The 24,036-nt window shown below is 67.7% G+C and carries 22 protein-coding genes; 10 read left to right on the top strand and 12 right to left on the bottom strand.

Annotated features, from left to right (window positions below; genetic code table 11):
• Nucleotides 1-145 precede the first annotated feature (145 nt).
• Nucleotides 146-640 (top strand): hypothetical protein, encoded by a 495-nt coding sequence (locus F8566_RS19235; protein WP_151561671.1) that lies wholly within the window; start codon nucleotides 146-148, stop codon nucleotides 638-640.
• Nucleotides 641-701: 61 nt separating this feature from the next.
• On the opposite strand, the gene F8566_RS19230 is transcribed toward F8566_RS19235, so the two are convergent.
• On the bottom strand, nucleotides 702-1,100 hold the full coding sequence (locus tag F8566_RS19230; protein ID WP_151561670.1) for a VOC family protein: 399 nt from the start codon (nucleotides 1,098-1,100) through the stop codon (nucleotides 702-704).
• Nucleotides 1,101-1,275: 175 nt separating this feature from the next.
• Nucleotides 1,276-2,313: a helix-turn-helix transcriptional regulator gene (locus tag F8566_RS19225; protein WP_151561668.1), complete on the bottom strand. Its 1,038-nt coding sequence runs from the start codon at nucleotides 2,311-2,313 to the stop codon at nucleotides 1,276-1,278.
• Between the two features lie 141 nt (nucleotides 2,314-2,454).
• Between F8566_RS19225 and F8566_RS19220 the strand changes: the two genes are divergently transcribed.
• Nucleotides 2,455-4,821, top strand: coding sequence for a PA domain-containing protein (locus F8566_RS19220; RefSeq protein WP_151561667.1), 2,367 nt, complete (start codon nucleotides 2,455-2,457; stop codon nucleotides 4,819-4,821).
• 498 nt (nucleotides 4,822-5,319) lie between these two features.
• On the opposite strand, the gene F8566_RS51315 is transcribed toward F8566_RS19220, so the two are convergent.
• Nucleotides 5,320-5,514, bottom strand: a complete 195-nt coding sequence (locus tag F8566_RS51315) for a hypothetical protein (protein WP_225993336.1) — start codon at nucleotides 5,512-5,514, stop codon at nucleotides 5,320-5,322.
• A gap of 290 nt (nucleotides 5,515-5,804) precedes the next feature.
• Complete coding sequence (locus tag F8566_RS19210; protein WP_151561664.1) at nucleotides 5,805-6,767, bottom strand: threonine ammonia-lyase; 963 nt, start codon at nucleotides 6,765-6,767, stop codon at nucleotides 5,805-5,807.
• A 559-nt stretch (nucleotides 6,768-7,326) separates the two neighbouring features.
• Between F8566_RS19210 and F8566_RS19205 the strand changes: the two genes are divergently transcribed.
• The 3 genes from F8566_RS19205 to F8566_RS19195 all read left to right on the top strand — a co-directional run bounded on the left by F8566_RS19205 (nucleotide 7,327) and on the right by F8566_RS19195 (nucleotide 9,440).
• Nucleotides 7,327-7,734 carry a DUF3592 domain-containing protein gene (locus F8566_RS19205; RefSeq protein ID WP_192809747.1) on the top strand — a complete coding sequence of 136 codons (408 nt, stop codon included), beginning with the start codon at nucleotides 7,327-7,329 and terminating at the stop codon, nucleotides 7,732-7,734.
• Nucleotides 7,735-8,188: 454 nt separating this feature from the next.
• Nucleotides 8,189-8,617, top strand: a complete 429-nt coding sequence (locus tag F8566_RS19200) for a nuclear transport factor 2 family protein (RefSeq protein WP_151561661.1) — start codon at nucleotides 8,189-8,191, stop codon at nucleotides 8,615-8,617.
• 388 nt (nucleotides 8,618-9,005) lie between these two features.
• Nucleotides 9,006-9,440 carry a hypothetical protein gene (locus tag F8566_RS19195; RefSeq protein WP_151561660.1) on the top strand — a complete coding sequence of 145 codons (435 nt, stop codon included), beginning with the start codon at nucleotides 9,006-9,008 and terminating at the stop codon, nucleotides 9,438-9,440.
• A gap of 734 nt (nucleotides 9,441-10,174) precedes the next feature.
• Here F8566_RS19195 and F8566_RS19185 read toward each other — a convergent pair.
• The 4 genes from F8566_RS19185 to F8566_RS19175 form a co-directional block, all read right to left on the bottom strand.
• Complete coding sequence (locus F8566_RS19185; protein ID WP_151561659.1) at nucleotides 10,175-10,717, bottom strand: hypothetical protein; 543 nt, start codon at nucleotides 10,715-10,717, stop codon at nucleotides 10,175-10,177.
• A 1,275-nt stretch (nucleotides 10,718-11,992) separates the two neighbouring features.
• The gene (locus F8566_RS52275) at nucleotides 11,993-12,121 is read right to left on the bottom strand and encodes a hypothetical protein (protein ID WP_264159342.1); all 129 of its coding nucleotides are present in this window, start codon (nucleotides 12,119-12,121) and stop codon (nucleotides 11,993-11,995) included.
• Between the two features lie 502 nt (nucleotides 12,122-12,623).
• Nucleotides 12,624-13,463 (bottom strand): hypothetical protein, encoded by an 840-nt coding sequence (locus F8566_RS19180; RefSeq protein WP_151561657.1) that lies wholly within the window; start codon nucleotides 13,461-13,463, stop codon nucleotides 12,624-12,626.
• On the bottom strand, nucleotides 13,460-14,038 hold the full coding sequence (locus tag F8566_RS19175) for a SigE family RNA polymerase sigma factor (protein ID WP_151561656.1): 579 nt from the start codon (nucleotides 14,036-14,038) through the stop codon (nucleotides 13,460-13,462). The genes F8566_RS19180 and F8566_RS19175 overlap by 4 nt, the downstream gene beginning before the upstream one ends.
• A gap of 130 nt (nucleotides 14,039-14,168) precedes the next feature.
• On the opposite strand from F8566_RS19175, the gene F8566_RS19170 reads away from it, so the two are divergent.
• From F8566_RS19170 to F8566_RS19155, 4 genes are all read left to right on the top strand, one after another.
• Complete coding sequence (locus F8566_RS19170) at nucleotides 14,169-16,484, top strand: WD40/YVTN/BNR-like repeat-containing protein (protein WP_151561654.1); 2,316 nt, start codon at nucleotides 14,169-14,171, stop codon at nucleotides 16,482-16,484.
• Nucleotides 16,485-16,514: 30 nt separating this feature from the next.
• Entirely contained in the window at nucleotides 16,515-17,750 is a 1,236-nt protein-coding gene (locus tag F8566_RS19165; protein WP_151561653.1) for a sensor histidine kinase, read from the top strand.
• Nucleotides 17,747-18,412 carry a response regulator gene (locus tag F8566_RS19160; RefSeq protein ID WP_151561651.1) on the top strand — a complete coding sequence of 222 codons (666 nt, stop codon included), beginning with the start codon at nucleotides 17,747-17,749 and terminating at the stop codon, nucleotides 18,410-18,412. Before F8566_RS19165 ends, F8566_RS19160 begins: the two co-directional genes overlap by 4 nt.
• Nucleotides 18,413-18,815: 403 nt before the next feature.
• A complete protein-coding gene (locus F8566_RS19155; protein ID WP_151561822.1) occupies nucleotides 18,816-20,261 on the top strand; it encodes an MMPL family transporter in 1,446 nt (481 codons plus the stop codon).
• Between the two features lie 108 nt (nucleotides 20,262-20,369).
• On the opposite strand, the gene F8566_RS19150 is transcribed toward F8566_RS19155, so the two are convergent.
• Nucleotides 20,370-21,398, bottom strand: coding sequence for a hypothetical protein (locus F8566_RS19150; RefSeq protein ID WP_151561649.1), 1,029 nt, complete (start codon nucleotides 21,396-21,398; stop codon nucleotides 20,370-20,372).
• 482 nt (nucleotides 21,399-21,880) lie between these two features.
• Between F8566_RS19150 and F8566_RS52990 the strand changes: the two genes are divergently transcribed.
• A complete protein-coding gene (locus F8566_RS52990; protein WP_404800316.1) occupies nucleotides 21,881-22,369 on the top strand; it encodes a tyrosine-type recombinase/integrase in 489 nt (162 codons plus the stop codon).
• A 203-nt stretch (nucleotides 22,370-22,572) separates the two neighbouring features.
• On the opposite strand, the gene F8566_RS19140 is transcribed toward F8566_RS52990, so the two are convergent.
• The 3 genes from F8566_RS19140 to F8566_RS19130 all read right to left on the bottom strand — a co-directional run bounded on the left by F8566_RS19140 (nucleotide 22,573) and on the right by F8566_RS19130 (nucleotide 23,878).
• A complete protein-coding gene (locus tag F8566_RS19140; RefSeq protein ID WP_151561647.1) occupies nucleotides 22,573-22,821 on the bottom strand; it encodes a hypothetical protein in 249 nt (82 codons plus the stop codon).
• Nucleotides 22,822-23,165: 344 nt separating this feature from the next.
• A complete protein-coding gene (locus F8566_RS19135) occupies nucleotides 23,166-23,387 on the bottom strand; it encodes a helix-turn-helix domain-containing protein (protein WP_151561646.1) in 222 nt (73 codons plus the stop codon).
• Nucleotides 23,387-23,878: a DUF2975 domain-containing protein gene (locus F8566_RS19130; protein WP_151561645.1), complete on the bottom strand. Its 492-nt coding sequence runs from the start codon at nucleotides 23,876-23,878 to the stop codon at nucleotides 23,387-23,389. The genes F8566_RS19135 and F8566_RS19130 overlap by 1 nt, the downstream gene beginning before the upstream one ends.
• Nucleotides 23,879-24,036 lie beyond the last annotated feature (158 nt).

The raw sequence follows: 24,036 nt of genomic DNA, 5'->3' as shown, positions 1-24,036 counted from the left end.
TCATCCCCGCTGTTCCTGGCTCTTGGCGTACGGGGAGCACCTCTAGGAGCCAGGTGCCAGTCACGATGGGTGCCAGGGGGCCTGGCGGATGCTCATCTCGGCCCATGAAGATGATCACGCAATGTGGGCGGAGAAGGGAAGTCACATGGTTCAGATGTCCATCGTCTCGCGGACGGCCGTCATCGGCGGTCTGTCACTCACGCTCGCCATGGGCGCCGCTCCCGCTATGGGCGCCGCCCCCGCGGTGGCTGCGGTGCCCGACGGGCATGCGAACGCGGTCCAGGCCGCCAAGCAGAAGGACTACTTCTTCGGGGTCAGGGTGAACTGCAGCGGCCCGACATGCGGGGCTCCCCGGACCAGGACCGTCCCGAAGGACAGCAAGAAGCCCCTGACGAAGTCGGGTATCGGAGCGAACATCTCGATCAAGGCCAACTACGTGCAGGGCGTTCCCATGAAGGTGCAGCTCTTCGCGAAGGGCGGAAGGCCTTTGGGCCCTGTCGTGACGGTCGAGCCCAGGGACAAGGGCAAGCCCATCAAGCTCAACCGGGCCAAGGTCAAGAAGGGCACCAAGTTCTACGTGCTCTTCAAGTCCTCCTCACGCACTCGCGGCTCCATCATGACGGGGCGCGTGTACTACTGAACGACGCGGCACGCCGGTGGGGCCCTGCTGCCACCGGCGGCACCGCATCGCCGATAGGGGCTCAGACGTCGGCTTCGATGGCGAAGGTATTGCCGTCTGGGTCCTGGAACCAGGCGATACGTCCACCACCGGCCCGAGCAGTGATCCCCTTGGCGTCGTGTTCGAACTGGTCGTAGCGAACGAACTCGACGCCGGAGGAGACGAGCTCGTCAACGATCTGGTCGATGTCGTCGACGTACCACGTCGCCAGTGTCGCTGCGGTCTTCCCGGCAGTCACCGACTGGTACACGTTCAGCGCCGGCCCGCCACCAGAACCATAGACACGGCTGCCGTCGTCGATGTTGGCGCTGGGGCCGGACTCCAGCACCTGTAGTCCCAGCTTGCCTTCGTAGAACGCGACCGCCTTCTGAATGTCGGACACGGCGACCGAAGTCCTGAGTTCATAAGCGCTCAAGGGCATGAATCCACTCTCTCACACGCGAGCAATGGGCCATTTTCGCCGCCCAGCGGGTCTCTTCGAGGACGCTGACGAGTCCGTGGCCCCATCGCCCATCGACAAAAGCGGATGACCCGGTAGAAATCCCTCGCGACAGAAGACGGTCACTCGGCCTGGATACGACGTTCGTCACCCGCCCTCACCGAGGATCACCTGTGGTGAGGGCACTATCGTCCGTCTTCAGCTTGGCGCCGCCGGGTGAGGCGGGGTGAGGATGGGCGAAGCGGGAGGCGGTGAGGACGCCGGCTTGGAAGCGGGTGCGTGCTCCCAGGCGGTCGCACAGTTCGCGAACACGACGCTGGACGGTACGTGTGCTGATGCTGAGCTGGCGGGCAATGGCATCGTCGGTGAGGCCTGCCGTCAATAGGGCGAGCACATCGTCGTCCGGGGCGGCGTCGTGGCCGGGCAGCGGGACGCCGCTCTGCCACAGTGCCTCGAACAACGAGACCAGGGCGTCCAGCAGAGCGGAAGAGTGGACGACCAGAGCACTGTCGACCGAACTGGCATGTTCGGAGGTCAGCGGGAGCATCGCGGTGCGCCGGTCTGCGATGGCCAGCTTGATCGGCACGTTCCCCAGGCGGGCCTCCTCCCCGGACGCGATGGCCCGCTGGACGTACTCCAGTGCGCCGGGCTCGTCGAACGCGTCCGGACCGTAGATGCCGCGCACCCGGATCCCGCGGTCCATCGTCCGCTCCTGCTCGTCGCTGGACACCGCCGCGTCGGTGGCGAACGGCGGATGCACCAGTACGAGAAGCTCCTCGCGCGCCCCTTGGAGGAGTTGCAGGTAGCGCCGGGACACCGCCGCCCGCCCGCTGACGACCTCCACCTGTTCCTCCGGATGCGGCGCGGCCTCGGCGACGAGCGGGCCGATCGCCGCGCGGCTGCGGGCGATCTCCTCCTGGCGGCTGGCGACGAGGGCCTCGACCGCGACGTGCGGCGGGGTGGCCAGCAGCCGCAGCGGGCGCCCGGCCAGGCGTGTGACCAGTCCGAGTTCCTCAAGGCGGGGCAGCATCCGTCGCAGTGCCGTGACCGATGTGCCGGCGCGCGGCGCCAAGCTCGCAAGCGCGGAGGGGCCCTCGCGCAGGAGTGTCCGGTAGACGGCCTCCTCGGCGGCGGTCACCCCGAGCCCCTCCAGCACCGGGCGCCGGGAGTCGCCGGTGAGCCGTGATTCGGACATGCAGCGAATCTAGACGTTGACTGTCCCTTTTCGGGGGCTGGCGGCTTTACGTCATGACGGTTCCCGCCACCGTCGTCCCTGGACCACCTGCGCGGACGCCCGCTAGAACGATCATCATCGGGTTTCGGAGAGGGGACGGCCATGTGGCGACGTACGACGGGCGGCATCGCAGCGGTGGGCTCGGCCATCGCCCTGGCCACCACCTTCACCGCCCCCGCGTCGGCCGAGGCCACCGCCTTCACGTCGGCCAAGTCCGCATTGGCCAAACCCGCGTCGGCCGAGCCCGCCCAGACGACTGCGGGCAAGCCGTACGACGTCACGCTCCCGACCGGCGACAAGGTTCACGTGTCGGCCAGTGGGGTGGCCGCCGTGACGGCCGTGCCGCGCAAGGACGGCTACACGCCCGCCTTCTCGGTGACACAGACCGACGGTGACCTGTACGTCGTCCCCGATGACCAGACCTCCGCCGATCCCGCGTCGTTCAATGTGACCGCGCTCCACGAGGGGCGCCGGCCGGCCGTTCCCGCGCCGAGAGCATCGGACGGACTCGTCACCATCCGGGTGAAGGGCATCGCCCGCGACGGCCGCGTGGGGCGTGGAACGTACAACGTGTTCGACGTCAAGGACGGCACCCGCGGCAGCTCACGCCGTGTGCTGCCCGGCGACCCGGATCTGCCCTGCACGGACGCCTCCTGGGACGGCAGCAGCTGCATCCGCGTCCCACCGGGGACGTACTCGATCACGGGTGTCATCGAGACCATGCCGCCGTGGCAGTCGAGCACCGCGCAGGACACCCCGCTCAACCGCAGCTTCGTCGGGCATCCGGAGATCGAGATCACCGAGGACACCGATCTCGTGCTCGACGCGCGCCGGGCGAACGAGGTGAAGATCGACACACCGGACCACGTGACCAAGCGCAACCGCGGGGCGCTGAGCCATCTGATGTGGACGCGCACCCCGCAGAAGGGCCCGGCGACGAGCCAGGGCGTGCTCATGGGAGGTGGCTCCCAGCTTGAGGAACGCGTGTTCATGCAGCCGGCCCCGCGGGTCCGCGCCGGCTCGTTCGAGATCTACACACGGTGGCGGCTGGACGCCCCGTCCATCACGATGCGGGCTCCCGGCCTCACGCTGTCACCCGAGTACGTCAACCCGGTCTACTTCAGCGACGTCTCCTCGCAGTATCCGCGTCTGAACGGCACGACGCGGCTCCGCGTAGCCGACGGCGACCGCCCCGGAGCCGACCTCCGCGGCAGGCTCGCGCTGATCCGCAGATCGGACGGCGTCTCCGTGGCCGAGCAGTCCAACCGGGCCGCGGCCGCGGGAGCACGGATGGTCGCGATCTACAACGACAAACCCGGCGTCAACGGCGATACGAACGGCAGCGGCATCAAACTGACCGTCCCCACAGTGCGGCTCTCCCACGAAGAGGGTCGGGCGCTCCTGTCCCGCGCCCCCGTGACCGTCACGGCTGCGGGCGTGGTCAGCAGCCCGTACATGTACGAGCTGCTCTACCCGGAAAAGCAACAGATCCCGAAGAAGCTGCACTATGTGGCGCGCACGCGGGACCTGGCCCGGGTCCGCAACGACTACTACGGCTTCGCCACGATGAGCACTGGACGGTATAGCCGCCGTCCATGGGAAAGCCTCTCGACGGCCTACACGTTCCCGTTCACGGGGGCGCCCCGTTCACGAATCGAATACCTCTCCGCCGACCCGGAAACCATGTGGACGGCCCGCGCCGCAACACCGGAGGAGCCGTACAACCACCTCTTCCCGGACGAGGACACGCCCTACGTACAGCTCGACGAATCCGTCTGGCTGTCACATCTGCCCGGTCAACGCCGTACACGCACCTGGTTCAAGGCACCCCTGACCGGCGGCCTGAACCCCCTGAGCCCCATCGCCCGGACCGGCGACCGGCTGCGCATGAGAGTGGGCCTCGTCGACGCGGCAGGCAACTTCTCCAGGGCCTACTCCAGCAACTTCCCCGGCGGCTTCGCCACCGCCTTCCGCGTGTACCAGGGCGAGAAGCTGATCGCCTCGACCATCCACCTGCCCACCGGCAGCCTGAACCTGCCGCCCGACGAGGAGACCTACCGGATCGAGTACGACGTCGACAACCACGCCTCATGGGCCCGGCTGTCAACGCGTACCAAGACGGCCTGGACCTTCCGTTCCGCCCGCCCCTCCGGAACAGAAACCGCCGTCGTCCCGCTCCTCCAGATCGACTACGACGCCGACCTCGGCCTGAACAACCGCGCACGTTCCAGAACCCTGAACCTGGCAGTGCGCCACCAGGACGGCTCCACCACCCCGCTGCGCCGCCTGTCTCTCGCAGTTTCGTACGACGACGGCGCCAGCTGGACGAAGACGTTCCTCCGTAAGACCCGCAACGGTTACTCCACCCGCCTCCGCGGCCACGGCAAGGTCTCCCTCAAAGTCCAGGCCGAAGACACCGCCGGCAACGTGCTCTCTCAGGAAACCATCCGCGCCTACACCCTTCCCTAGGAAAAACGCTGGGCGCCTGGACCCCTACCTCCCGTTCCAGGCGCCCAGCATGAACCAACGCCGCCACCAGCCATGGCAGGTGATGGCCACCTGGCCCGCCTAGTCGATATCGGAGGTTCTGCGGTGGCGGAGGGACGCGCTGGTCGTGATCGACGCGACGGAGTCCCTCCAGTCCTTGAGCTCGGGAGAGGTCGTGGCGACGACGGCGGTCACGGCCGCGACCCTGCATGCGACGGCGTGTGGAGGCGTCGCGGCCGCATGAGTCACCGCCCTGCGGGTGTCAAACCGAGTACTCCCCGCACTGCCCGGTCCATAGCTACACCGACGCCTGCTGCGCGAACACCTTGTCAGTACCTCTAAGGCAGGGATTCACAGTCGTTCCTCACAACTTTTGCCCGTCCGGCCTCGGGAGTAGGTCCTTCACTGCAACGAGAAGTGAGGGCTCAGCCCGTCCTGGCAAGCCGCGGCGGCACCCACGCTCGTCGCGTGAGTGGCCGCTCAGTAAGCGCGGACGCGAGCGGGCATGACTCGGGTGAGGGTGGAGTACTCGGCGAAGGCCTCTTCGGGGGTGATTCCCTCAGCGCACATCACTCCCTCGATGCTGAGAACCCCGCCGTCTTCGGCTTCTTGCTCCGTGTCCAGATGCAGCGTGACCTTGGCGTTGCCCTGGAGGTTCCGGGACCTTCGGCGCACCCGGGCGGCTGAGAATCAGGAACCGCGTACCGTCCCCCAGGAATCCGACGGGCGGTGTCTGGGGTTGCCCGTCGGGTCGCACGGTCGTCAGCCAGATGGTCTTCTCGTCATTGAGGCGACAGCACGGAACGAATACTTCCCGATCGCAGCATGTGCGCGCACCTGCCAAGATCACCGGAGCGGAGCGAGCTGGGCCTCACGGGTCTCACGTTGGCTGGGCGTGGACTGTCGTGGCATCGGCGGCTCGTGATCGTTAATGGTTCGTCTCGACTGCCCCAGGGACCTGCGGGTTAGGGACGGACCCATTGGTGATAGTTGTTCAGGTCGACGTTGCTGCCGCAGATGATGGTGACCACGTGGCGGTCGGCAAAGCGGTCAGGGTCCTCCAGGATGGCAGCGACGCCGAGGGCCGCTGAGGGTTCGACGACCAGGCCCGCATGCTCCAGGAGCATCCGCATACCCGCGATGATGGACGCCTCCTGGACCAGGACGGCATCGTCGGCGACCTTCAGCAGGTCGTCCAGCACGGCGGGGATGGGGTATCGACCGGCGACGCCGTCGGCGATGGTGTCGGCGGAGTCGGTGGCGATGACGCGGCGCTGGTGCCACGAGCGGGTCATCGCGGGTGCGCCGTGGGGCTGCACGCAGATCACCTCGACTCCGGGCGCCAGTGCCTTCAGGACATGGCCCACGCCGGTGGCCATCGCGCCGCCTCCTAGGGCGATGAGGACAGCGTCGAAGGAGGACGCCTGGCGTGCCAGTTCCAGGCCGATGGTCGCCGCGCCCTCGCAGGTTTCGATGTCCCGGCTGTCCTCGACCAGCCGGATGCCGCGTTGGCGGGCAATGCTCGCGGCGCGCTCACGAGCCATTTCGAAGTCGCCGTCGACCAACTCCAGTTCCGCGCCCAGGGCGCGGATCCGATCGAGCTTGGCGGCGGGTGCCTGGCGCGATGCCACGACCGTCACGTCGAGGCCACGGCGGCTGCCTGACCATCCGAGCGCCTGGCCGAGGTTGCCGGCGCTGGCGCACACCGCGGCTGCCCGGCCCTGGTCGCTCAGTCGGCTCGCGACAAGCTCGGTACCCCGGGCCTTGAAGCTGCGGACCGGGTTCGCCGTCTCCAGCTTGATGCTCACCGCACAGCCAAGCGGGCGCCCCAAGGCGTCGCACCGGAATAGCGGAGTGTCCAGAAACATCGGGTCGATCACACGGCGAGCCGTGCGGATCCGGTCAAGGTCCAGGCGCGTTTTGAGCATGACGAGACAACCTACCTACAGAAGCGCCGCCTCAACCGTCCGGCCTGCACAAACGCAGTACCGCCGCAGGTCAGAGATAGATCCTTTGGATTCTGCGATTGCGACCGGGCCCGCTAGTCTCCCAGAGATTCGACGTACCGAAGGTTTTTCAACCTCAACCTTGGCTCGTCATGTCCCCCGGGTTTGGCCCTTGGGTTCGCTCGAATCGGCGGGATCTTGTTCCACTGCTGTGGAAGCCAAAAGCGCGGCGCAGTCGGCGTACCGAATGGCGGCCTTGGGGCCGAGGCCGAAGACCGCTGGACCGGCTATGTGGAAGGGTGCTCGCCCACTGGTCAACCGACCTACCAGCTGCGACCAGCAGAACCGCCCGTCGGCCACCAAGATTTCGTAGAGGCGACCGGAATCGAGCTGGAGGACGTTCAGCAGCGTGGCCGGACCCGGGCCATCGGGGCCGCCAACGCGGTGGAGGATGCGTCTAACCCACATGCACAGGCATTGGCAGGCGTGGATGGCGTGGGTTCAGCGCAGGCATGTGACGCGAAACGCTGGCCGCTTCAGTATGAGTGATCGCCCGCCGGTCCAGATCGGTACACCAGCCCAGGTCATCGCAGGGATCAGCGCCCTTTTCGCGGCGCTGGGCTGTCTGGCCGCCTTTCCCGTGGTCCGTGGGGAGATGGCGCGCGCACAGAACTCCCGGATCACGATGGCAACGATTCTCAGCACCTACGACGGCAGGCTCATCGACGGAGCGCACGTCGCCTTCACCACAGCAGCCGGTCGGCGGGTGGAAGCCCAAGTCGCTTCCAGCAGATTCCGAGACATGCGGGTTGGCACGACCGTCAAGATTCGGTACGCGCCGTCCACCCCAGCCCACACCGCTGTCGACAGCGAGGAATCTTCCGCTGAACGGCTCGCGATGCCAGGCGCCTTTTGGGCGATGGCGATCGCCTTCGGCATCGGCTCCTAACCTAAAGCGCACGCGCAAAACCGTCGCACAGTGAACGCCCGCTGACCACGCCCTGCGGCAGCCGAGGGACGTCGCGACGACCACCACATGCGCCCGCTGCGTTCGCGGAACGCAAGGACCATGTGATGGCTGATGGAGGCCTCAAGCCGGACGACCCGGACGATGTTCCCGGGCTGGCTTCAGATGCCGGGACTGGCATAGATCCATGGAGAAGGACGACAGAGCCTGGAGAAGGGTCAGTGAACTCCGGACTCTGCGGGCCAGCGGGCGGCAGCGAAATGCCTTGGGGGCGTCTGCGGATGGGTGCGTACCTCCGCCATCTCCGCGGAGTGGGACGCCGTGCCGGGATCGGTTATTCCAACCGGTTATGAAGGCTGATATTGGACGTCATGCTCGGCTGGATCACATGATGGGCCCGACCACAAGATCACCATGCACGGACAAGGAAGATCCCATGCCGGACAAGGATGCAAAGATCCAGGCCATCGAGACGTTCTTCGCCGCGTACGCCGCCAACGACCTGGCCGGAATGCGGACGGTTCTGGCCGAAAACATCGAGTGGACCATCCCCGGCCATCACCCCTTGGCAGGCACCAAGCGCGGAGTGGAGGAGGTGGCGGCCTTCTTCTCCCAGCTCGGCAAGGCCGGGTTCCAGGCCGAACCGCTGTTCCTGGAGGCCAACGACGAGTACGTGGTCGACATCCACCGCGGTTGGACCACCGAGGGAACCGGCAAGGTGGACACCCTGTGGGCCCTGGTGTGGCACTTCAACACAGACGGCAAGGTCGATCGGGTGTTCAACCTGTCCGGCGACCAGCACCAGATGGACGCCTTCGTCTGGGCCAACTACGATCTCGCCCCGCTTCCCGACCGCCTCGCCTGACCAATGCGGTGACGCCTGGCTGCCTCAACCGACACGGATGCGGGGACGACCGCCGAGGCGCATAAGGAAGTGCGCGCCCAGATGGCACAGATGCAACGGAGACCGCCAGACTGGAACCGGTTCGACAGCCCGGGCTACGAGATCACGTGAGGGCCGACAGCCCCGCCAACGATGACGATCATTCTTGCGGGCGCCGATCAGCTCGCAGTCCCTTCCAAGCGACAAGATCCGGAACGGTCAGGCACACCAACCCGCACCCGCTCGGGCGTTTCGTTCCGCTGCCACATCAGTGCCGGTAGCCGGACTTTGATGATCTCCATGCGACGAACGATCTTGATCATCTAGATTGCCCTGGTTCAGGATTGTTCGACTGAAGGATTCGCAACCCATGAAGACCCGTCTCCTCACCACCGCCGCCGCGTTCGCGGTGGTCGGCGGTGCGCTGGCAGTCACCCCCGCGACCGCCAACGCGGACACCGGCGCGGGCAGCGCACAGATCGCCGTCGGGCAGGCCTCAGCGAGCGCCGCCAAGGTCAGGCGGTTCGATTTCCGCCGGGGTTGGGGAGTCGCCTGGGGCACCAAGTCCACCAAGGTGGTCAAGGGCCGCATGTCGGACCAGAGGAACGACGGCACGTGCATCCAGGCCCGCGTTGCGTGGGCCGTCAAGAGGGGCAACAAGGTCCGCATCTTCGACCGTGACACCAAGACCGTGTGCGGCGTACTGGCCGTGGCGTTCAAGGCAACGCCGGACTACCGGGGCCGGCCGCGCAGGGCCGACCGAGTGCACGTCGCGTTCGCTCCCGTCAAGGGCAGCCTCGGCTGACTCGAAGCAGCACCGATGAGGGCGGGTCCCGGGATGGCTCCGCGCCGACCCGCAAGCCCACGCCCACGCCGCATCACTGGCAGCGCTGGGCCCGGGTCGGGCGCCGAGGACATCGCCGACATCACAGCGCTCCTCGCCTCCGACGACCCCCGCTGGGGTGACCGGCAGGGTGATCGACGCCACAGCCGGCGCCAGATTGTGACCCGCCCCGGCTCGTGGTCGTTCAGGGAGTGAGCTGATCGAACGGCTGGACGCGCCCGGCCTCGGTGAGGTGGGCTCGCCAGGCGTCGATCTCGTCCGGCGTGGGCGGGAGGCGCGCCAGAGCCGGACACCGGTCTTGGCAGAAGGGTTGGGCGGCGCAGTTCAGCGACCGACTGCTGAGGAAGTGAACGCGCCGAGTCCCGCACTGACATCGCGCAGGACGCCGCCCCGCCCTCCTCACGGCCCCCTCTCTGCAGGGCAGCAGAGCCTCCCGCCATCATTCGGCTCTAGCCGACAATTGCGCGTGCTGCATCTCGGGCGTTCACCGGGACGGCGCCAGGATGCTGGTGCCATGGCGCCGTCATAAAGTTGCGCGGTGGCGACCGTCAAGCTGTCGCAGAGCGGAGGCGCTCCAGCGCGCGACGGACATCTCCCACGCTTGCAACAGAGGCAGGGGCCACGGCCTCTTCTAGTGGCCATGGCCCTTGCCTCTTGTGGCCTTCGCCGTCAGCGACGCGTCCGTCAGTCGCCGGTCAGCCGATCCACTTCAGGTCCTTGGCGTACAGGCGCTTGGTGCACGAGCCGCCGGTGCCCTTGTCGAACTCGAAGACGAAGGCGATGTACATCTGCCCCTGCGTGCCCCGGCCGATGTAGGCGTTGGTGTTGTACAGCTTGCCCTTGTGCCACTTGCTGTCCTCGGTGGCGCCGATCTTGTAGCCGGGGCCGCCGGCCCATCGCTCCCTGCCGGTGCCCTCCTGGAAGATGCTCCACGCCTCCACGCGGCTGTTCTTGTGATTGCCCTTCGTCCGCTGGATAGCGTAGCCCCACTCCAGGATCCGGGTCTTGGTCTTGCTGCTGGGCTTGCCGTAGGTCTTGACGTAGCCCTTGCCCCAGCGGCCCTTGGCCTTGCACATGACCTCTGCCCGGTAGCGGGCCTTGGCGGCGACGCCGACGGTGCCCTTGTCCGCCGAGACCTTGGCCGTGGTGACGCCCGCGGACGCCTGCGGGGCGGCCACGATCATGCTGGCGGCCGAGACGGCGGCCAGCGCACCGGCGACGCGGATGCTGCGCGACATGCGTTTCCCCTCCTCAGAGGATTGATTTCAAGATCGCAAAGTTCCCAGGGTGTGGCCAACAACCGGCGAGGCCAAGATCAACACGGCCTGAACAAATGTCGTCGCGCGATCGTCCGTTTGCCGTCCAACTGTCGTCGCGACAGATCGTCGGAGGTGTGGCCGGACCCTTGCCCGGCAGGTCAGGCCGCGACGCCCGGATCTGGTGGGCAGGCGAACACCGCCGGCGGGAACCAGTTGAGATTCCCCCGCAGCACGGCCGCCTACGACGAGATAGGTCAGCCTGAGGTCTGTGAGGTTTCGCGATCAGCCCCTGGCAAGCCCCTCGACCACCGTCCGCGACGCCACCACACAAAGAACGCCAGAGCCAGATCCGGCGAGCATCATCAGCCCGCCCATAAGGCTCGAACCTGGCATCCAGGCCGCGATCGTGGAGGCGTCCTGTCCAGCATCGAGATCACTACTCGGAAGTGCGATCAGGCCAGCCACGCGCGCCACAATGAGGCGCGCCGTTTCCCTAAGGCGGTCCTTCCAATCTCATTGCGTCCATGGCTCTTGCTCGGCCCACCTTCTCTGAACTATGCGCCGCTCAACGGGTCAGCCTCCGCGCCCCGGCACGGAGGCCGATTTGTGCTGGACGAGCGGACCTGCGGGATCTCACGATCGGCGGTGCCGCTCCGGCCAAATCTCGGTGAGAAACGGTGATGGCGAAGCCAGGTCAAGCGGTCGCTGGCGCTAAAGGCGTTTCTAACGCAGAGTCGCCGCGAGACCGACGCCGCTCGATGCTCCGCTCATCCGCGCGGGCCCGCCTGTCACACGGTCAGCCACCCCCGGTCGATCAGCACACCGCCGGGTCAAGCTCATCGTCCTGAATCAAGCCGGATTGGGCTTTTCGCTCTGCCGTTGCAGTGGGGCCGTGTTGTGCGTGTATCCGGTTGGTTGGCTGTGTGGTGTGAGGCGAATTGGCGGTTGCGGATGCTGCGGTAGATGCGGGGTGGTATTCCGTGACGCTTGACGAAGCGTTCACGCGGCACGGCAGCGTCGCGCAATCATCAATGACCAGAGCGGTCTGTGCATGCGCGGGGGATCGACGGCAACGTCGGGCGGACGGTGGAATGCGCGGACCTCAACAATCCTCAGCCGGCGGTGGTCGGGGCAGCGCCGGTTCTGGAGTGACTGCCAGCGTATATGTGCCTGGCATCCACCAGTGCAGCACATGTTCGAACAAGGTGCATTGGAAGTCGGTGCAGAGGTGCCTGACTGGTGGCAGTGGCGTGCTCACGACATCGCGAGCCGGCCGTGCTTGAAGCGCAGTGTCGTCTCCAAGACCGCGGTGCGGTTGTTCATTTCGGCGGTCTCGAGGATGAGTTCCGCATGCAGGGTCGCGGGGATCAGGTCCTCGGTCACTTCGCCGAAGTCGATGCGAGTGACGTCGACGGGGTTGTGGGTGGGCCACCATGTAGATCGACCCGTCGATGTAGCCCTCCTCAGGATTCACCGGAAAGGTGAACGCGCGGCCGCTGAGCTCGGCGAGACTGGTGGCCGGAAGGCCGATGAAGTCGAGTCTGAACGCTGTCTCAACGAGCTTGGGTCCTGCCTGCCCAGGACGAAAGGTCTCCGGTTCGTACTCGCCGTCTGCGGAGAAGGGCTCCAGGGGTATGTCGATGCTCCAGGTCCCGGCGACTGGATTGTCGAGGTCTGCCGGGTAGTAGACGATGGCGCCGGTCCTGAGATTGAGGAACTCGTCGGTGAAGTCGTTCACAGAACGAGTTTGGCTCAGCGTTAAAGGTCTTTCTACCGGTCGGGTTCGACGCAGGCATTTGAAGCACTCAGTGGATCCGTCACTGATGGCTCTGAAGCGCGGACCCAAGTGGAGAGCCGTCAATTCCTCGGCAGCGGGCGCCCGCGATCAGACTTCCCTGAAGCTCCCGGTGGCCATGGCTTCGGTGCTACGGCTGCCGGCGGTGAACGCGCTGACGCGGTAGGTGTCCTTGGTGAAGTCGTGACCGGTGGCGGGGCGGTTGAACTGGACGCCGAAGCGGTACGTCCCGGCGGGGAGAGTCTGACCGGGTTTGAGAGCGATGTCGTAGGTCAGACCGCTGCTGGTTCGGTTCACCGTGGTGGTGACGTCGGCGGGGGCGATCGTCGTCCACGATCCGGTGGGCCGCACCGTGGAACCGCCGGAAACGGTGACGCTCACGTGCAGCCCTCGCGTGGGGCGCGTGGTGACGACGGTCACGTTTTCCTGTGCCCAGTACTGGGTGCTGTGGGGATCGACGGCGCCGCTCGCCGTCAGCGGCCCGGCCGGGGGCGTCGGCCTGGAATGGCCGCCCGTGGTGGTGGTCGCTGGGGGTGCCGGACGTGCCGGGGTCGATGTGGACTGTGAAGTCGGCCGGTGGGTCTGGGGAGAGGAGCTCCGGCCGATCGACGGTGTGGCGGTTTGACTGGACAGATGGCCGTTGTGGCCCCCGCCGATACCGAACGACACGACTGTGGCGACGCTCACCGCGGCCACCGCCGCGGCGACGCCGAGCGGAATGCCGATGAGTCGGAGCCGTGCCCGACGGCGGCTGTGCCGGGCCGGCGCGGCCGGTTCGTGGCGGTCGGCGATGAGCCGCTCGAACCGGGCGTCGATGCGACCAAGGTCTGGTTCGTGCTTGTCCGCCTGCTCTCGCAGCGCGGCCGTCAGCCACGTCCCCCTGTCCCGCTCACTGTCGTTGCGGGACTCTCCTGATCGAGGGCGATTCATGGGGTCGCTCCTTTGGTGGCGGACGAGCGGTTCTCGCCGGTCGCGGCGTACCGCGATCCACGCAACCGCGCCGCGAGTTCGTCCAGGCCGCGGGAGCTCTGGCTCTTGACGGTGCCCACCGCGATGCCGAGTGTCGACGCGGTCTCCCGTTCGCTCAGCCCGTAGTAATAGCGCAGGACGACGCAGGCGCGTTTGCGGGCGGGAAGCTGGAGCAGGGCCTCTCGAAGGTCGACCGCCCCTGCCGTGTCGGGTTGCTCGGTCCGGTCGCTCCGGCCCAGGCCCCACAGCCGCCAGCTGCGGCGTTCACGGACCAGACTCGCCGTACGGTCCGCGGCCAGGTTGGCCACGATGCGACGCACGTACGCCAGCGGCCGATCGGCGGAACTGACCCGGTTCCAGTGCTTCCATGCCTCGGCCAACGCCTCGGCCGTGATGTCGTCGGCCGCGTCGTGCTCGCCGGTGAGCAGGTACGCGAAGCGCGCCAGCTCACGGTAGTGACCTGCGAAGAACGCGTCGAACGCGGCCCGTTCGCCCCCTGACCGTTCGGCTTCGGCCGCACCCTCCGGTTCGCGCACGCCGGGGAATCTAGCAGAACCGTCACATCGGAATTGTCCGGCAACCTTTCGCGCCCGCGAACGGACAGGTGGATGACGCGCGGGACGCCCGTGAGCCCGCGCACGGACTCGATCACCAGGAGAATCCCAGGTGAGAAGCTCTCACAGCAGACGCGAGCCGGCGCGTTCCGGTCGCCTGTCGCCCGCCTCGTCGCGACGCGCGCTGCGTAAATATGTTCTGATCGGCTCGGCCGCCGTACTCGTCGGCGGCGTACCGGTCGCCGTCCTGCTCACCGCGGGCGGCTCGCAGAGAACCGGCTCCGAGGTCGCGGCGCCAGCGCGTCTCGATGGCCAGAAGCCAACGCAGCTCCATGGACAGGAGAAGCCGGCGCGTCGCCAGGCGAACGCTCAGGCTGCCAGGTACAAGTGGGCGAACGCACCGATCAACGGCGGCGGATTCGTCACCGGTCTGGTGTTCAACCCCAAGAGGAAGAACCTGGCGTACGCGCGCACCGACATCGGTGGCGCCTACCGTTGGAACGCGAGGACCGGGTCCTGGATTCCGCTGACCGACTGGATCGGTGAAAGCAACAGCAACCTGCTCGGTATCGAGAGCCTGGCCACCGACCCGGTCAACCCCAACAGGCTCTATCTCGCCGCCGGAACCTACACCAGTCAGTGGGCAGGCAACGGGGCCATCCTGCGTTCCACCGACCAGGGCGCCCATTTCACCACCATTCCCCTGCCGTTCAAACTCGGGGGTAATGAGGACGGCCGGTCGATGGGAGAAAGGCTCGCCATCGACCCGAACGACAACCGCGTCCTGTACCTGGGCACCCGGCACAACGGGCTGTGGCGCTCGGCCGACTACGGATCGACCTGGCGCAAGGTGGCCTCCTTCCCCGTCACCGGCAGCACCAGCAGCGGCGTCGGGGTCAGTTTCGTGACCTTCGGCAAGGGCCGTGGACAGGGGCCCACCAAGACCATCTACGTGGGTGTGGCCGACAGCGGGACAAGCCTCTACCGCAGTACGGACGGCGGGGCGAGCTGGTCCGCCGTGCCCGGACAGCCGACCGGGTTGCTGCCGCATCACGGTGTGCTGGCCTCCAACGGGCAGCTGTACCTCTCCTACGGCAACGCTCCCGGCCCCAACGGAGTCACCGCCGGCGCGGTGTGGCGGCTGACGACCGGCACCGGCAGCTGGCGGAACATCACCCCTGCTTCGGATAACTCCGGATACCGCTATGGCTACGCCGGGCTGGCCGTGGACCCACGGCATCCGCGAACGGTCATGGTCGCCACTCTCGACAAGTGGTGGCCCCACGACGAGATCTACCGCAGCACCGACCAGGGCACGTCATGGAAGGCGATCAGCCCGCGCGCGGTGTACGACAACTCGGCCGCACCGTACGTGGGCAGGTCGATCGGGCACTGGATCGGCACCCTGGCCATCGACCCGTTCGCTCCGGGCCGTGTGATCTACGGTACGGGCAGCGGCATCTGGGGCAGTGACGACGTCACCAACGCCGACCGTGGCGCCACCACACACTGGAGCGTGCGCGCCAAGGGCCTGGAGGAGACCGCCGTACTCGGCCTGATCTCCATCCCCGGCGGCGCACCGGTCATCAGCGCCCTTGGCGACGTCGGCGGGTTCACCCACACCAACCTGCGCAAAGAGCCCCGAACGAACTTCACCAACCCCACCTTCGCCAACACCACCGGCATCGACTTCGCGCAGAAGGCCACGAAAGTGGTGGCCCGGGTCGGCACCGGCAACGAAGCGAAGGGCGGATACTCCACCGACGGAGGCCGCCGCTGGACCCCGTTCAGAGGCACGCCTCAGCCCGGCGCGAAGGCCGGAAGCATCGCCGTGTCCGCCGACGCCGCGACCTTCGTCTGGACCCCCTCAGGTGATCACCCGTACTACTCGCGGGACCGCGGCGCGACCTGGAACTCCAGCCAGGGCCTGCCCGCGAACGCACAGGTGGTCGCCGACCGAGCGAACCCGGGGATCTTCTACGCCCTGGCTGGCGGCACGCTCTACTTCAGCACCGACGCCGGGGCGACCTTCGCCCGCCGCGCCACCTCCCTGCCCGACGGCAGCCTCAAGGCTGTGAGCGGCGCCCAAGGAGACCTCTGGATCGCCGCAGGCAACTCCGGCCTGCTGCACTCCACCAACGGCGGAGCGACCTTCTCCAAACTCGGCACCGTGACGGCGGCCCGCGGAATCGGCTTCGGCAAACCCGCCTCCGGTGCGCGCTACCAGGCGATCTACATCACCGGCACCATCGGCCGCGTCTCGGGAGCGTTCCGCTCCGTCGACGGGGGCACCACCTGGCTGAGGATCACCGACGACCGTCACCAGTTCGGCTTCCTCGGCTCCGCCATCACAGGCGACCCCAACACCTACGGCCGGGTGTACATGGGGAGTAACGGACGCGGCGTCCTCTACGGCACTCCCCGCTGATCCGCACCACACCAAGTCCCCGCCGGGGCAGTGTCTTCAGCCCCGGCAGGGACCTGGTTCGACGCGACCGCCGTAATCCAAGCGGCACACGATCAGGCCCGGTCCCGCACCCTCGACACCCGCCGCCCCTGGCTGCTCGACGGGGCCGTCACCGCCGTGACCACCGCCATCATGGTCTTCCCTCCCTCCGACGAGACGTTCTCCACCTCTGCCGCGGGAAGGCCCGCCGCCCTGCCCTGGCTGGTCGGGGCCGCCCTGGTGACGCCGCTGCTATGGCGGCGTCGGGCCCCCGAACGCTCCTTCGTCGCGATCATCGCGGTGATCGCGGTGGGACTGCTGCTGGGGGTGAGCCAGGACACGTTCGCAGTCCTGCTGGTCGGCCTGTACGCCGCCACCCTTTACGGACATCCGGCCTTCCTTCCTTGGGCGGCCGGCCTTGCCCTGGTCGGGATGCTTCTCACGGTCTTCCCGTCGCTGCCCGGCAGCTTCGCCCTCCGGGTGGTCTTCGTGGGAGTCGCGATCACCGCCGCGGTGGCGCTGGGCCTGGCCACCCGCTCCCGGCATGCCTACCTGCGGGCGATGGAGGAGCGGGCTGCCCGCCTGGAGATCGAGCGCGACCAGCGGGCGCAGCTGGCGATCGCCGAGGAACGCGCCCGGATCTCTCGCGAGATGCACGACGTCATCGGCCACAACCTCGCCGTCATCATCGGGCTCGCCGACGGCGCCGCCGCCCTGTCGCGGACCGTCCCCGAACGCGGCACCGAGGCCCTCACCAACATCAGCGGGATCGGCCGGCAAGCCCTCACCGAACTCCGCGGCCTCCTGGGGGTACTCCAGGACGGCACCGCCGAACTCGCGCCGCAACCCGGCCTCACCGACCTCGACCCGCTGTTCGCCCACCTCCAGGCGGCAGGGCTCCCGGTCCGGTTCCGTGCCAGCGGGCCACTGGACGCTCTGCCCACCGGTCTCCAAGTAGTCCTCCACCGGATCATCCAGGAATCCCTGACGAACACCCTTAAACACGGCGGACCCGGCACCGCCGCCACCCTCGCCGCCGACGCGGACCGCATCCACCTGGCGATCAACGACACCGGAACCGGCGGCCCCGCGAGCCCCGCGGACGGCGGACGCGGCCTGCCCGGCATCATGGAACGGGCCGCTCTCTACGGCGGTGTGGCCACTGCGGGGCCGCGCCCCGGCGGTGGCTGGACCGTCACCGCCGAGTTTCCGGCACCTGCCCTTCCGGCATCGAAGGACCGGCCATGACGACCGTGCTGCTCGTCGACGACCAGCCGCTGCAGCGCATGGGCTTCCGCATGCTGCTGGAGAGCCGCCCCGACATCGCCACTGTCGTCGGCGAGGCGTCCAACGGCATCGAGGCCGTGCGTCGGGCCGCCGACCTGCGGCCCGACGTCGTCCTCATGGACATCCGGATGCCGGGCATGGACGGCATCGAAGCCACCCGCCGCATCGTCGCCGACGGCGGCCCCTCCCGCGTCCTGGTCCTGACCACCTTCGACCTCGACGACTATGCCTACGGCGCTCTGCGCGCCGGTGCCAGCGGTTTCCTCCTCAAAGACGCCCAACCCGACGAACTCCTCAACGGCATCCGTGCCGTCGCCGCCGGAGACGCCGTCACCGCCCCCGCCCTCACCCGCCGCCTCATCGCCACCCACACCCTGCAACCCGCGAACGCCACTCCCACCGACCCCCGCTACGGCGACCTCACCACCCGGGAACGCGAAGTCCTCCACGCCATCGCCGACGGCCTCAACAACACCGAGATCTCCCAACGACTCGTCCTCGCCGAATCCACCGTCAAGACCCACGTCGGCAACGTCCTCGCCAAGATCGGGGCCCGCGACCGGGTCCAGGCCGTCATCTACGCCTACGACATCGGTTTGGTCCGGCCCGCCGGAGGCACCTGACGCAACAGAGCGCACGCGCTTCCGAACGGGACGTCCCGGGCTCGATGTGCCGTAGCCGCCGCTCCACAACGCCGATCGCCTGCCACCCCTTCCACAGCTCAGCGGTGATCTTGCGCGCCGGCTAGCGGCAGCGGTGCGCGTGCCGGGCCGTCCTCCCGCTGTGGCACCGGGTGATCAGTTTCAGTCCGGTTGGAGAGAGCGTGCGCCTCAGTGGAGAGAGCGTGCGCCTCGTTGGAGAGCGTGCGCCTCGGTCGGTGCCGACTACTGCAATTGCATGAGTTCCGACTGGGTGCATGGATGCGGATGCAGTAGTCGAGTGACTGTAGCTGCACGATTACATTGCTGGTCAGGGCGGGGATCGTGGAGTCTTCCGATGATGTGAAAGGAGACGCCAGTGGCAAGGATGTTGGCCCGGCTCGGCCGGTTCGCGTTCATGCGCCGCGGTCCTGTGGTCCTGGTCTGGCTGATGGTTCTGGCCGGGACGATCTTCGCCGGGCTGACGGCGGCTTCGGTGCCCGATGACGACTTCAAGGTGCCAGGCGTCGAGTCACAGCGGGCTTTCGACCTGCTGCAGGAGCGGTTCCCCGGGATGGCGGCCGATGCCGGGGGCGCGACGATGGTGTTCGTGGCCCCCCAAGGCCAGAAGGTGACCGCGGGACCGTACAAGACGGCCATCGAATCGGCGGTCAAGAAGCTTTCCGGTGGTGGGCAGGTCGCGGGCGTGGACAACCCGTTCACCTCCGACGCGGTCAGCCGCGACGGATCGGCGGCGTACGCGAATGTGAACTACAAGGTGCCGGCCAGCGGCGTCACGGCCGGCAGCCGCGCGGAGATCGCCGCTGCGTCCGATACCGCCAGGAAAGCCGGGCTGACGGTCGAGGCCGGCGGGTCAGCGATGGAGGCCGGTGGAGGCGGGGGCACCGCAGAGCTCATAGCGATCGGGTTGGCCGCGGTGATCCTGCTCATCACCTTCGGTTCGCTGGTCGCGGCGGGGCTGCCGCTGGTGACCGCGCTGCTGGGCGTCTCGGTGAGCATGTTGGGGATCCTTGCGGTCAGCGCCACGTTCGGCCTGTCGGCGACCACCGGCGCCATGGCGTTGATGCTGGGGCTCGCGGTGGGGATCGACTACGCCCTGTTCGTGGTCTCGCGGTACCGCGAGGAACGGACCCGCGGCCTGAGCGCCGTCGAAGCGGTCTCCCTGGCGATGGGCACGGCAGGTTCCGCGGTGGCCTTCGCGGGCTTGACCGTGGTGATCGCGCTCGCCGGCCTGGCGGTGGTCGGCATCCCGATGCTGACCAAGATGGGGCTGGCGGCCGTCGCGGCGGTGGTGGTGGCCGTGCTGGTCACCCTCACCCTCGTCCCGGCGGTCCTCGGGTTCATGCCCGACAAGGTGCTACCCCGCTCAGCCCGCCGCAAAGCCGGGAAGAGGACCGCAGAGGCCGCCGCGGAAAAGGCTCCGGGTCGCGGTGGGACACGCTGGGCACGGTTGGTGCTCCGCAACCCGGTCGCGGTCCTGCTTCTGGGTGTGATCTCACTCGGCGTGCTTGCTCTTCCCGCCCTCACTGCATCCGCGCTCGGCCTGACCACCGCGATGCTCGCCCTAGAGGCCGCCCTGCAGGCCGACCGTTCGAGCCTGCTCCACGCCCCTGTCCTGGACGCCGCCGACACCGAGATCGTCAAGGCACTGACCGTCTTCCCTCACACGGCACTGCGCGCGGTCGCCGTGGCCGGACTGCTTGTGGCCGCAGGATCGCTGGCAGCCTCCCGCATCGGCAATCTCCGCGACCGCAAAGACGGCGACGAACGCCCCAGGCCCGCAGCGCAGCACAGCGAGGCCCGCCCACGCTGATCATCTGTAGCACGTCGCAGGCAGGCGCAGGCGTCAATGAAGAGGGTCGTTCCACGGGCCGTCGCCTCCGATGGGAGAGTTCGGCGGCCTCATCACGCCGCCGGACGCTCACTCGGTGACGGCCGGGTGGAGCTCCTCGGGCTCCCACTCCTCGTCGTCGTCCCAGGTCTCGACCTCCCGGCGGTCGCCGACATCCAGGTGGACGCCGGAGGCGGTGAGCCTGGCGTGAAGCCGCCCGGTCATCTCCTCCGACATGTAGTGGTGGTGCAGGTCGAGCCGGCCCAGGCCGTGGAAGACGGGGCTGTCCAGGATCATCTGCGCGCCCTTGTCGGTCAGGGTGCCCAGCGACAGGTCGAGGGAGGCCAGCCCGGCGGTGACGGGGGCGCCGGACAGCGCGGCGATCAGAGCGTCGGTGTCCTGCTCGTTGCGCAGACCGAGGTGGCTCAGCGCGGGGAACGCGCCCGCCAGCAGTGGCGCCAGGTCCTCGGGTGCGGCGCCGTCGCCAAGGAAGAGCTCCAGGCGTTCCAGGTTCGGCAGGGCGGAACCGAGGACGCCGCGCACCACCTGTGGGTCCAGCCGGTGCGTCTGGAACGTCAGGCGGCGCAGTCCCGCGTGCCGCGGCACGTTCCAGGCAAGCCGGAAGGTCGTGCGCTCGCCGCCGGTCTTCAGCGTCATCGTGTCGGCCCCGCGGACGGCGAACTCGGCCAGCTGGGGGAAGGCCGCAAGCAGCGCCGAGACGTCGGTCTGCGGGATCCAGGAGATCAGACGGGTCTCCCGCGCGACGACCTCGCCGAAGAACAGCGCCCGGAGCGCCGGGAACGAGGCGGCGCGCGCCACCAGCAGGTCACGCACACCGTCGGGGGTGTCGTTGCCCGTTCCGGCGTTCCAGCAGTCACCGATGATCAGTGCGGTCACGGCCGGGGTGCCGACCTCGCCGATGAACCGCGCGAGATGGTCGCCGAACCGTTCCTCGCCGTCCCAGGCCTCCAGCCGCAACCGCCACGCGAACGCGCCCGGATCAGCCTTCGCCGCGGCGAGCCGGTCGCCGGCGGGCCGCTCCCCAACGGGCCGCGACGCGGACGGAAAGTCGATGACCTCCAAGCCCGCGAATTCGGTCATATAACTGCGATTCGTCATGGGTCGCAGTGTTCCACCGGAAGGAAGCCGAACGGTTGCGACTCTCTTGAGCGCCGACGCGCAGGGACCATGTAGTCAACAAGTTGGTGCAGTCAACGGATCAGTCACGACATCGGTGCGGACCATGTAATACGACACCCCGCCGCGTCACGCTCATCCAGCAGCCGGTCGAAGATCCACTTGGTAGTGGCGCACTTGCCCATCACGACCCGAGCCGCCCGACGAATCGCCGCATACCGCTCGGCCCTCGTCATCGGGCACACCTTCACTCCCTCACGCTCGGTAGCACCCTGCTAGTAGGCCATGCGGTCCGTGATGCTCCCAGCCACCAGCAACCCGCACGAACGTATCTATTCGATAGAACATCCGGGTACGACGGAATGGCAGGGGCCTGCAGACTTCCCCCGCGCCTCGCCGGGCGCGGCTGCTAAAGCGGCTGGCCCAGCAAGAAGGCACAACCGACCCTGCGGCGTTGGCGGCCCATGCCGCGGCCCGGTGCGCGATGCCGCGGGCAGTCGCACAGCTGCCCGAGCGAACAGCCTTTCTCGGCGATGACGGCCAGCTCCACCTGCGGGTGGCTGGGCATACGGACTGGTCCTCACCATTCCCAACGGTCAGCCGCTGCACTCCCAATCGGTCTCCGAATACTTCAAAGACCTCACAGACCAGGGTGGCCTTCCCCCATCCGGCTCCATGACCTGCGCCACGGCACCGCCTCCGTCATGCTCACCGCCGGCATCGACATCAAAATCGACCAAGAGATCCTCGGACACTCCGACCGAGCCATCACCTCCGACACCTACACCAGCGTCCTCCCAGAGCTAGCCGCCGAAGCATCACCGCGGCCGCCGACATCATCAACCAGCACCGCCGATCACCTACAGGCACAGAACTCACAGCGGGACCCTCGGGCACACCTCGGGCACACGCAACCCGCAAAACAGCACGGCCCCGAAAGGGAGAACGCCTAGGTCACAGCTTGATTAGAGGAGCCGGCGAGGGCACCGAACCCCTAACCTTCTGCCGTAGAGGTCCACAGGCGCGGGGGCGAACCGCTGACCTTCCGCTTTTCAGGAATATCAACCCCCGACGTCCGCAACGTTCCCCGTGGCTACGAGGTGGTCAGTGTGTGCGGCCGTGTGCGAGCGGAAGGGACTGTTGTCCTCAGGGTTGGTCAACCTCTGAGGCGCTGACCTCGGCTCTTGAGCCGTCGAACGTGCCGCTCGTGCTGCCCTGCCTTGCGGCGCTGAGCCCGGTCGATGAGAAGATGTTGCGGGTCGGAGGCCAGCTCGTACAGCTCGACCTCGAACGGGTCGGCATCGTACTCGATGAGACGCGCCAAGGCTTCCCGATCCTGCTCGACCGTCCAACGTCGGCGGACCATGTCCCGCCACACCTGCGCGCTCGCCTCCGCAGCGTCCATGAGGGAATCTTACCGCCGACCTTCTGATCCGTAGATTCCCAAACGATCTACAACCCCGTTCGGACCCGTCCGCTCTCTCGGCCGAGGAGCTGTCGACCGGACGAGATTGTTCGTCTTGGTTCGAGGTCATCCGCCCGGGTGGCTCCTACCGTGGCTCCCGGGAGCCACGCCTCAAGATGGGGGGACACGAGGACTCCCGGCAGCCCTCTGCTCGGACGGAATTCCGCTCGAATGGACCACCTGCGGGATGAGAGGGCAGCACCATTTAGGTGTGAGTGCAGCTATGGTCCAGCCGTGTCACGGGCCGGTGGTGCCAGGCGTTTTCACGCCCTCCCTGGGGCACGTCATCCGCCCGCGGTGTCCTCGGCTTCCCAGCGCAGCAGGTCGCCCGGCTGGCACTGGAGCACCTCGCAGAGCGCGGCGAGGGTCGTGAAGCGCACGGCCTTGGCGCGGCCGTTCTTGAGTACCGCCAGGTTGGCGGGCGTGATCCCTATGCGGTCCGCGAGCTCGCCTACCGACATCTTCCGTTTGGCCAGCATCACGTCGATGTCGACGGCTATTGGCATCAGATCACCTCGTCCAGCTCGGCCTGCATCTGTGCCGCTTCGACGTCGCGCGCGACGGCCTGGGCGAGCAGCATCCGCAGCACGAGCACGAGGAGCGCGCCCCCCAGGATGGCCACGCCAACCCCGCCCATGATGACGGTGACGCCCGGGTCGTCCCGCTGGCTCGGCGCATTGAGGACCGTGACCGCGAACCACACGAGGGCAGCCGCCACTATCGCGCCGATGATGATGTCCACGTACCGGAAGGCGGCGTGGGAGAACACGGTTCCGCGTCGCACCATCGTCACCAGCCGCCATATGCAGACCAGGGTGACCTGGACCGTCCCGAGGCCAAGGATCGTGATCACGCGCAGCGGGGTCAGCGGGAGCGACCCGTCCTCGGGGTCGCTCCCGCTGACCAACGCCCACACCATCAATGCCTGGACGAGCACGGTGCCGGTGAGCACCACCGCGAGCACGGCGCGCAGCGCGCGCACTGCCAGCTTTCCCATGGCTCACCCTTTCATCGAGTTACGATGTAAATCTATCGAATTTCGATAGATGAAAGCAAGGGTTGGGACGGAGGGTGGGCGGCGGTTTCGCATTGTGGCGGGGACGCCGCCACCTCCCATGGCATGGCGGTTGCGCGGACCGTCTTGATCTTGTCGAA

The sequence above is a fragment of the Actinomadura rudentiformis genome (assembly GCF_008923185.1).
Classification (GTDB): domain Bacteria; phylum Actinomycetota; class Actinomycetes; order Streptosporangiales; family Streptosporangiaceae; genus Spirillospora; species Spirillospora rudentiformis.
This window is presented reverse-complemented; position numbering and strand designations above follow the sequence as displayed.

Excerpts from the sequence above, each read along its gene's own strand:
- F8566_RS52990 (WP_404800316.1), top strand. The coding sequence starts at position 21,881 with ATGCCGCGGCCCGGTGCGCGATGCCGCGGGCAGTCGCACAGCTGCCCG.
- F8566_RS19140 (WP_151561647.1), bottom strand. The coding sequence starts at position 22,821 with ATGGACGCTGCGGAGGCGAGCGCGCAGGTGTGGCGGGACATGGTCCGC.
- F8566_RS19185 (WP_151561659.1), bottom strand. The coding sequence starts at position 10,717 with ATGTCGCGCAGCATCCGCGTCGCCGGTGCGCTGGCCGCCGTCTCGGCC.
- F8566_RS19135 (WP_151561646.1), bottom strand. The coding sequence starts at position 23,387 with ATGCCAATAGCCGTCGACATCGACGTGATGCTGGCCAAACGGAAGATG.
- F8566_RS19155 (WP_151561822.1), top strand. The coding sequence starts at position 18,816 with ATGTTGGCCCGGCTCGGCCGGTTCGCGTTCATGCGCCGCGGTCCTGTG.
- F8566_RS19180 (WP_151561657.1), bottom strand. The coding sequence starts at position 13,463 with ATGAATCGCCCTCGATCAGGAGAGTCCCGCAACGACAGTGAGCGGGAC.
- F8566_RS19210 (WP_151561664.1), bottom strand. The coding sequence starts at position 6,767 with ATGCTCAAAACGCGCCTGGACCTTGACCGGATCCGCACGGCTCGCCGT.
- F8566_RS19130 (WP_151561645.1), bottom strand. The coding sequence starts at position 23,878 with ATGGGAAAGCTGGCAGTGCGCGCGCTGCGCGCCGTGCTCGCGGTGGTG.
- F8566_RS19195 (WP_151561660.1), top strand. The coding sequence starts at position 9,006 with ATGAAGACCCGTCTCCTCACCACCGCCGCCGCGTTCGCGGTGGTCGGC.
- F8566_RS19160 (WP_151561651.1), top strand. The coding sequence starts at position 17,747 with ATGACGACCGTGCTGCTCGTCGACGACCAGCCGCTGCAGCGCATGGGC.
- F8566_RS19220 (WP_151561667.1), top strand. The coding sequence starts at position 2,455 with ATGTGGCGACGTACGACGGGCGGCATCGCAGCGGTGGGCTCGGCCATC.
- F8566_RS19225 (WP_151561668.1), bottom strand. The coding sequence starts at position 2,313 with ATGTCCGAATCACGGCTCACCGGCGACTCCCGGCGCCCGGTGCTGGAG.
- F8566_RS19150 (WP_151561649.1), bottom strand. The coding sequence starts at position 21,398 with ATGACGAATCGCAGTTATATGACCGAATTCGCGGGCTTGGAGGTCATC.
- F8566_RS19235 (WP_151561671.1), top strand. The coding sequence starts at position 146 with ATGGTTCAGATGTCCATCGTCTCGCGGACGGCCGTCATCGGCGGTCTG.
- F8566_RS19200 (WP_151561661.1), top strand. The coding sequence starts at position 8,189 with ATGCCGGACAAGGATGCAAAGATCCAGGCCATCGAGACGTTCTTCGCC.
- F8566_RS19230 (WP_151561670.1), bottom strand. The coding sequence starts at position 1,100 with ATGCCCTTGAGCGCTTATGAACTCAGGACTTCGGTCGCCGTGTCCGAC.
- F8566_RS19205 (WP_192809747.1), top strand. The coding sequence starts at position 7,327 with ATGAGTGATCGCCCGCCGGTCCAGATCGGTACACCAGCCCAGGTCATC.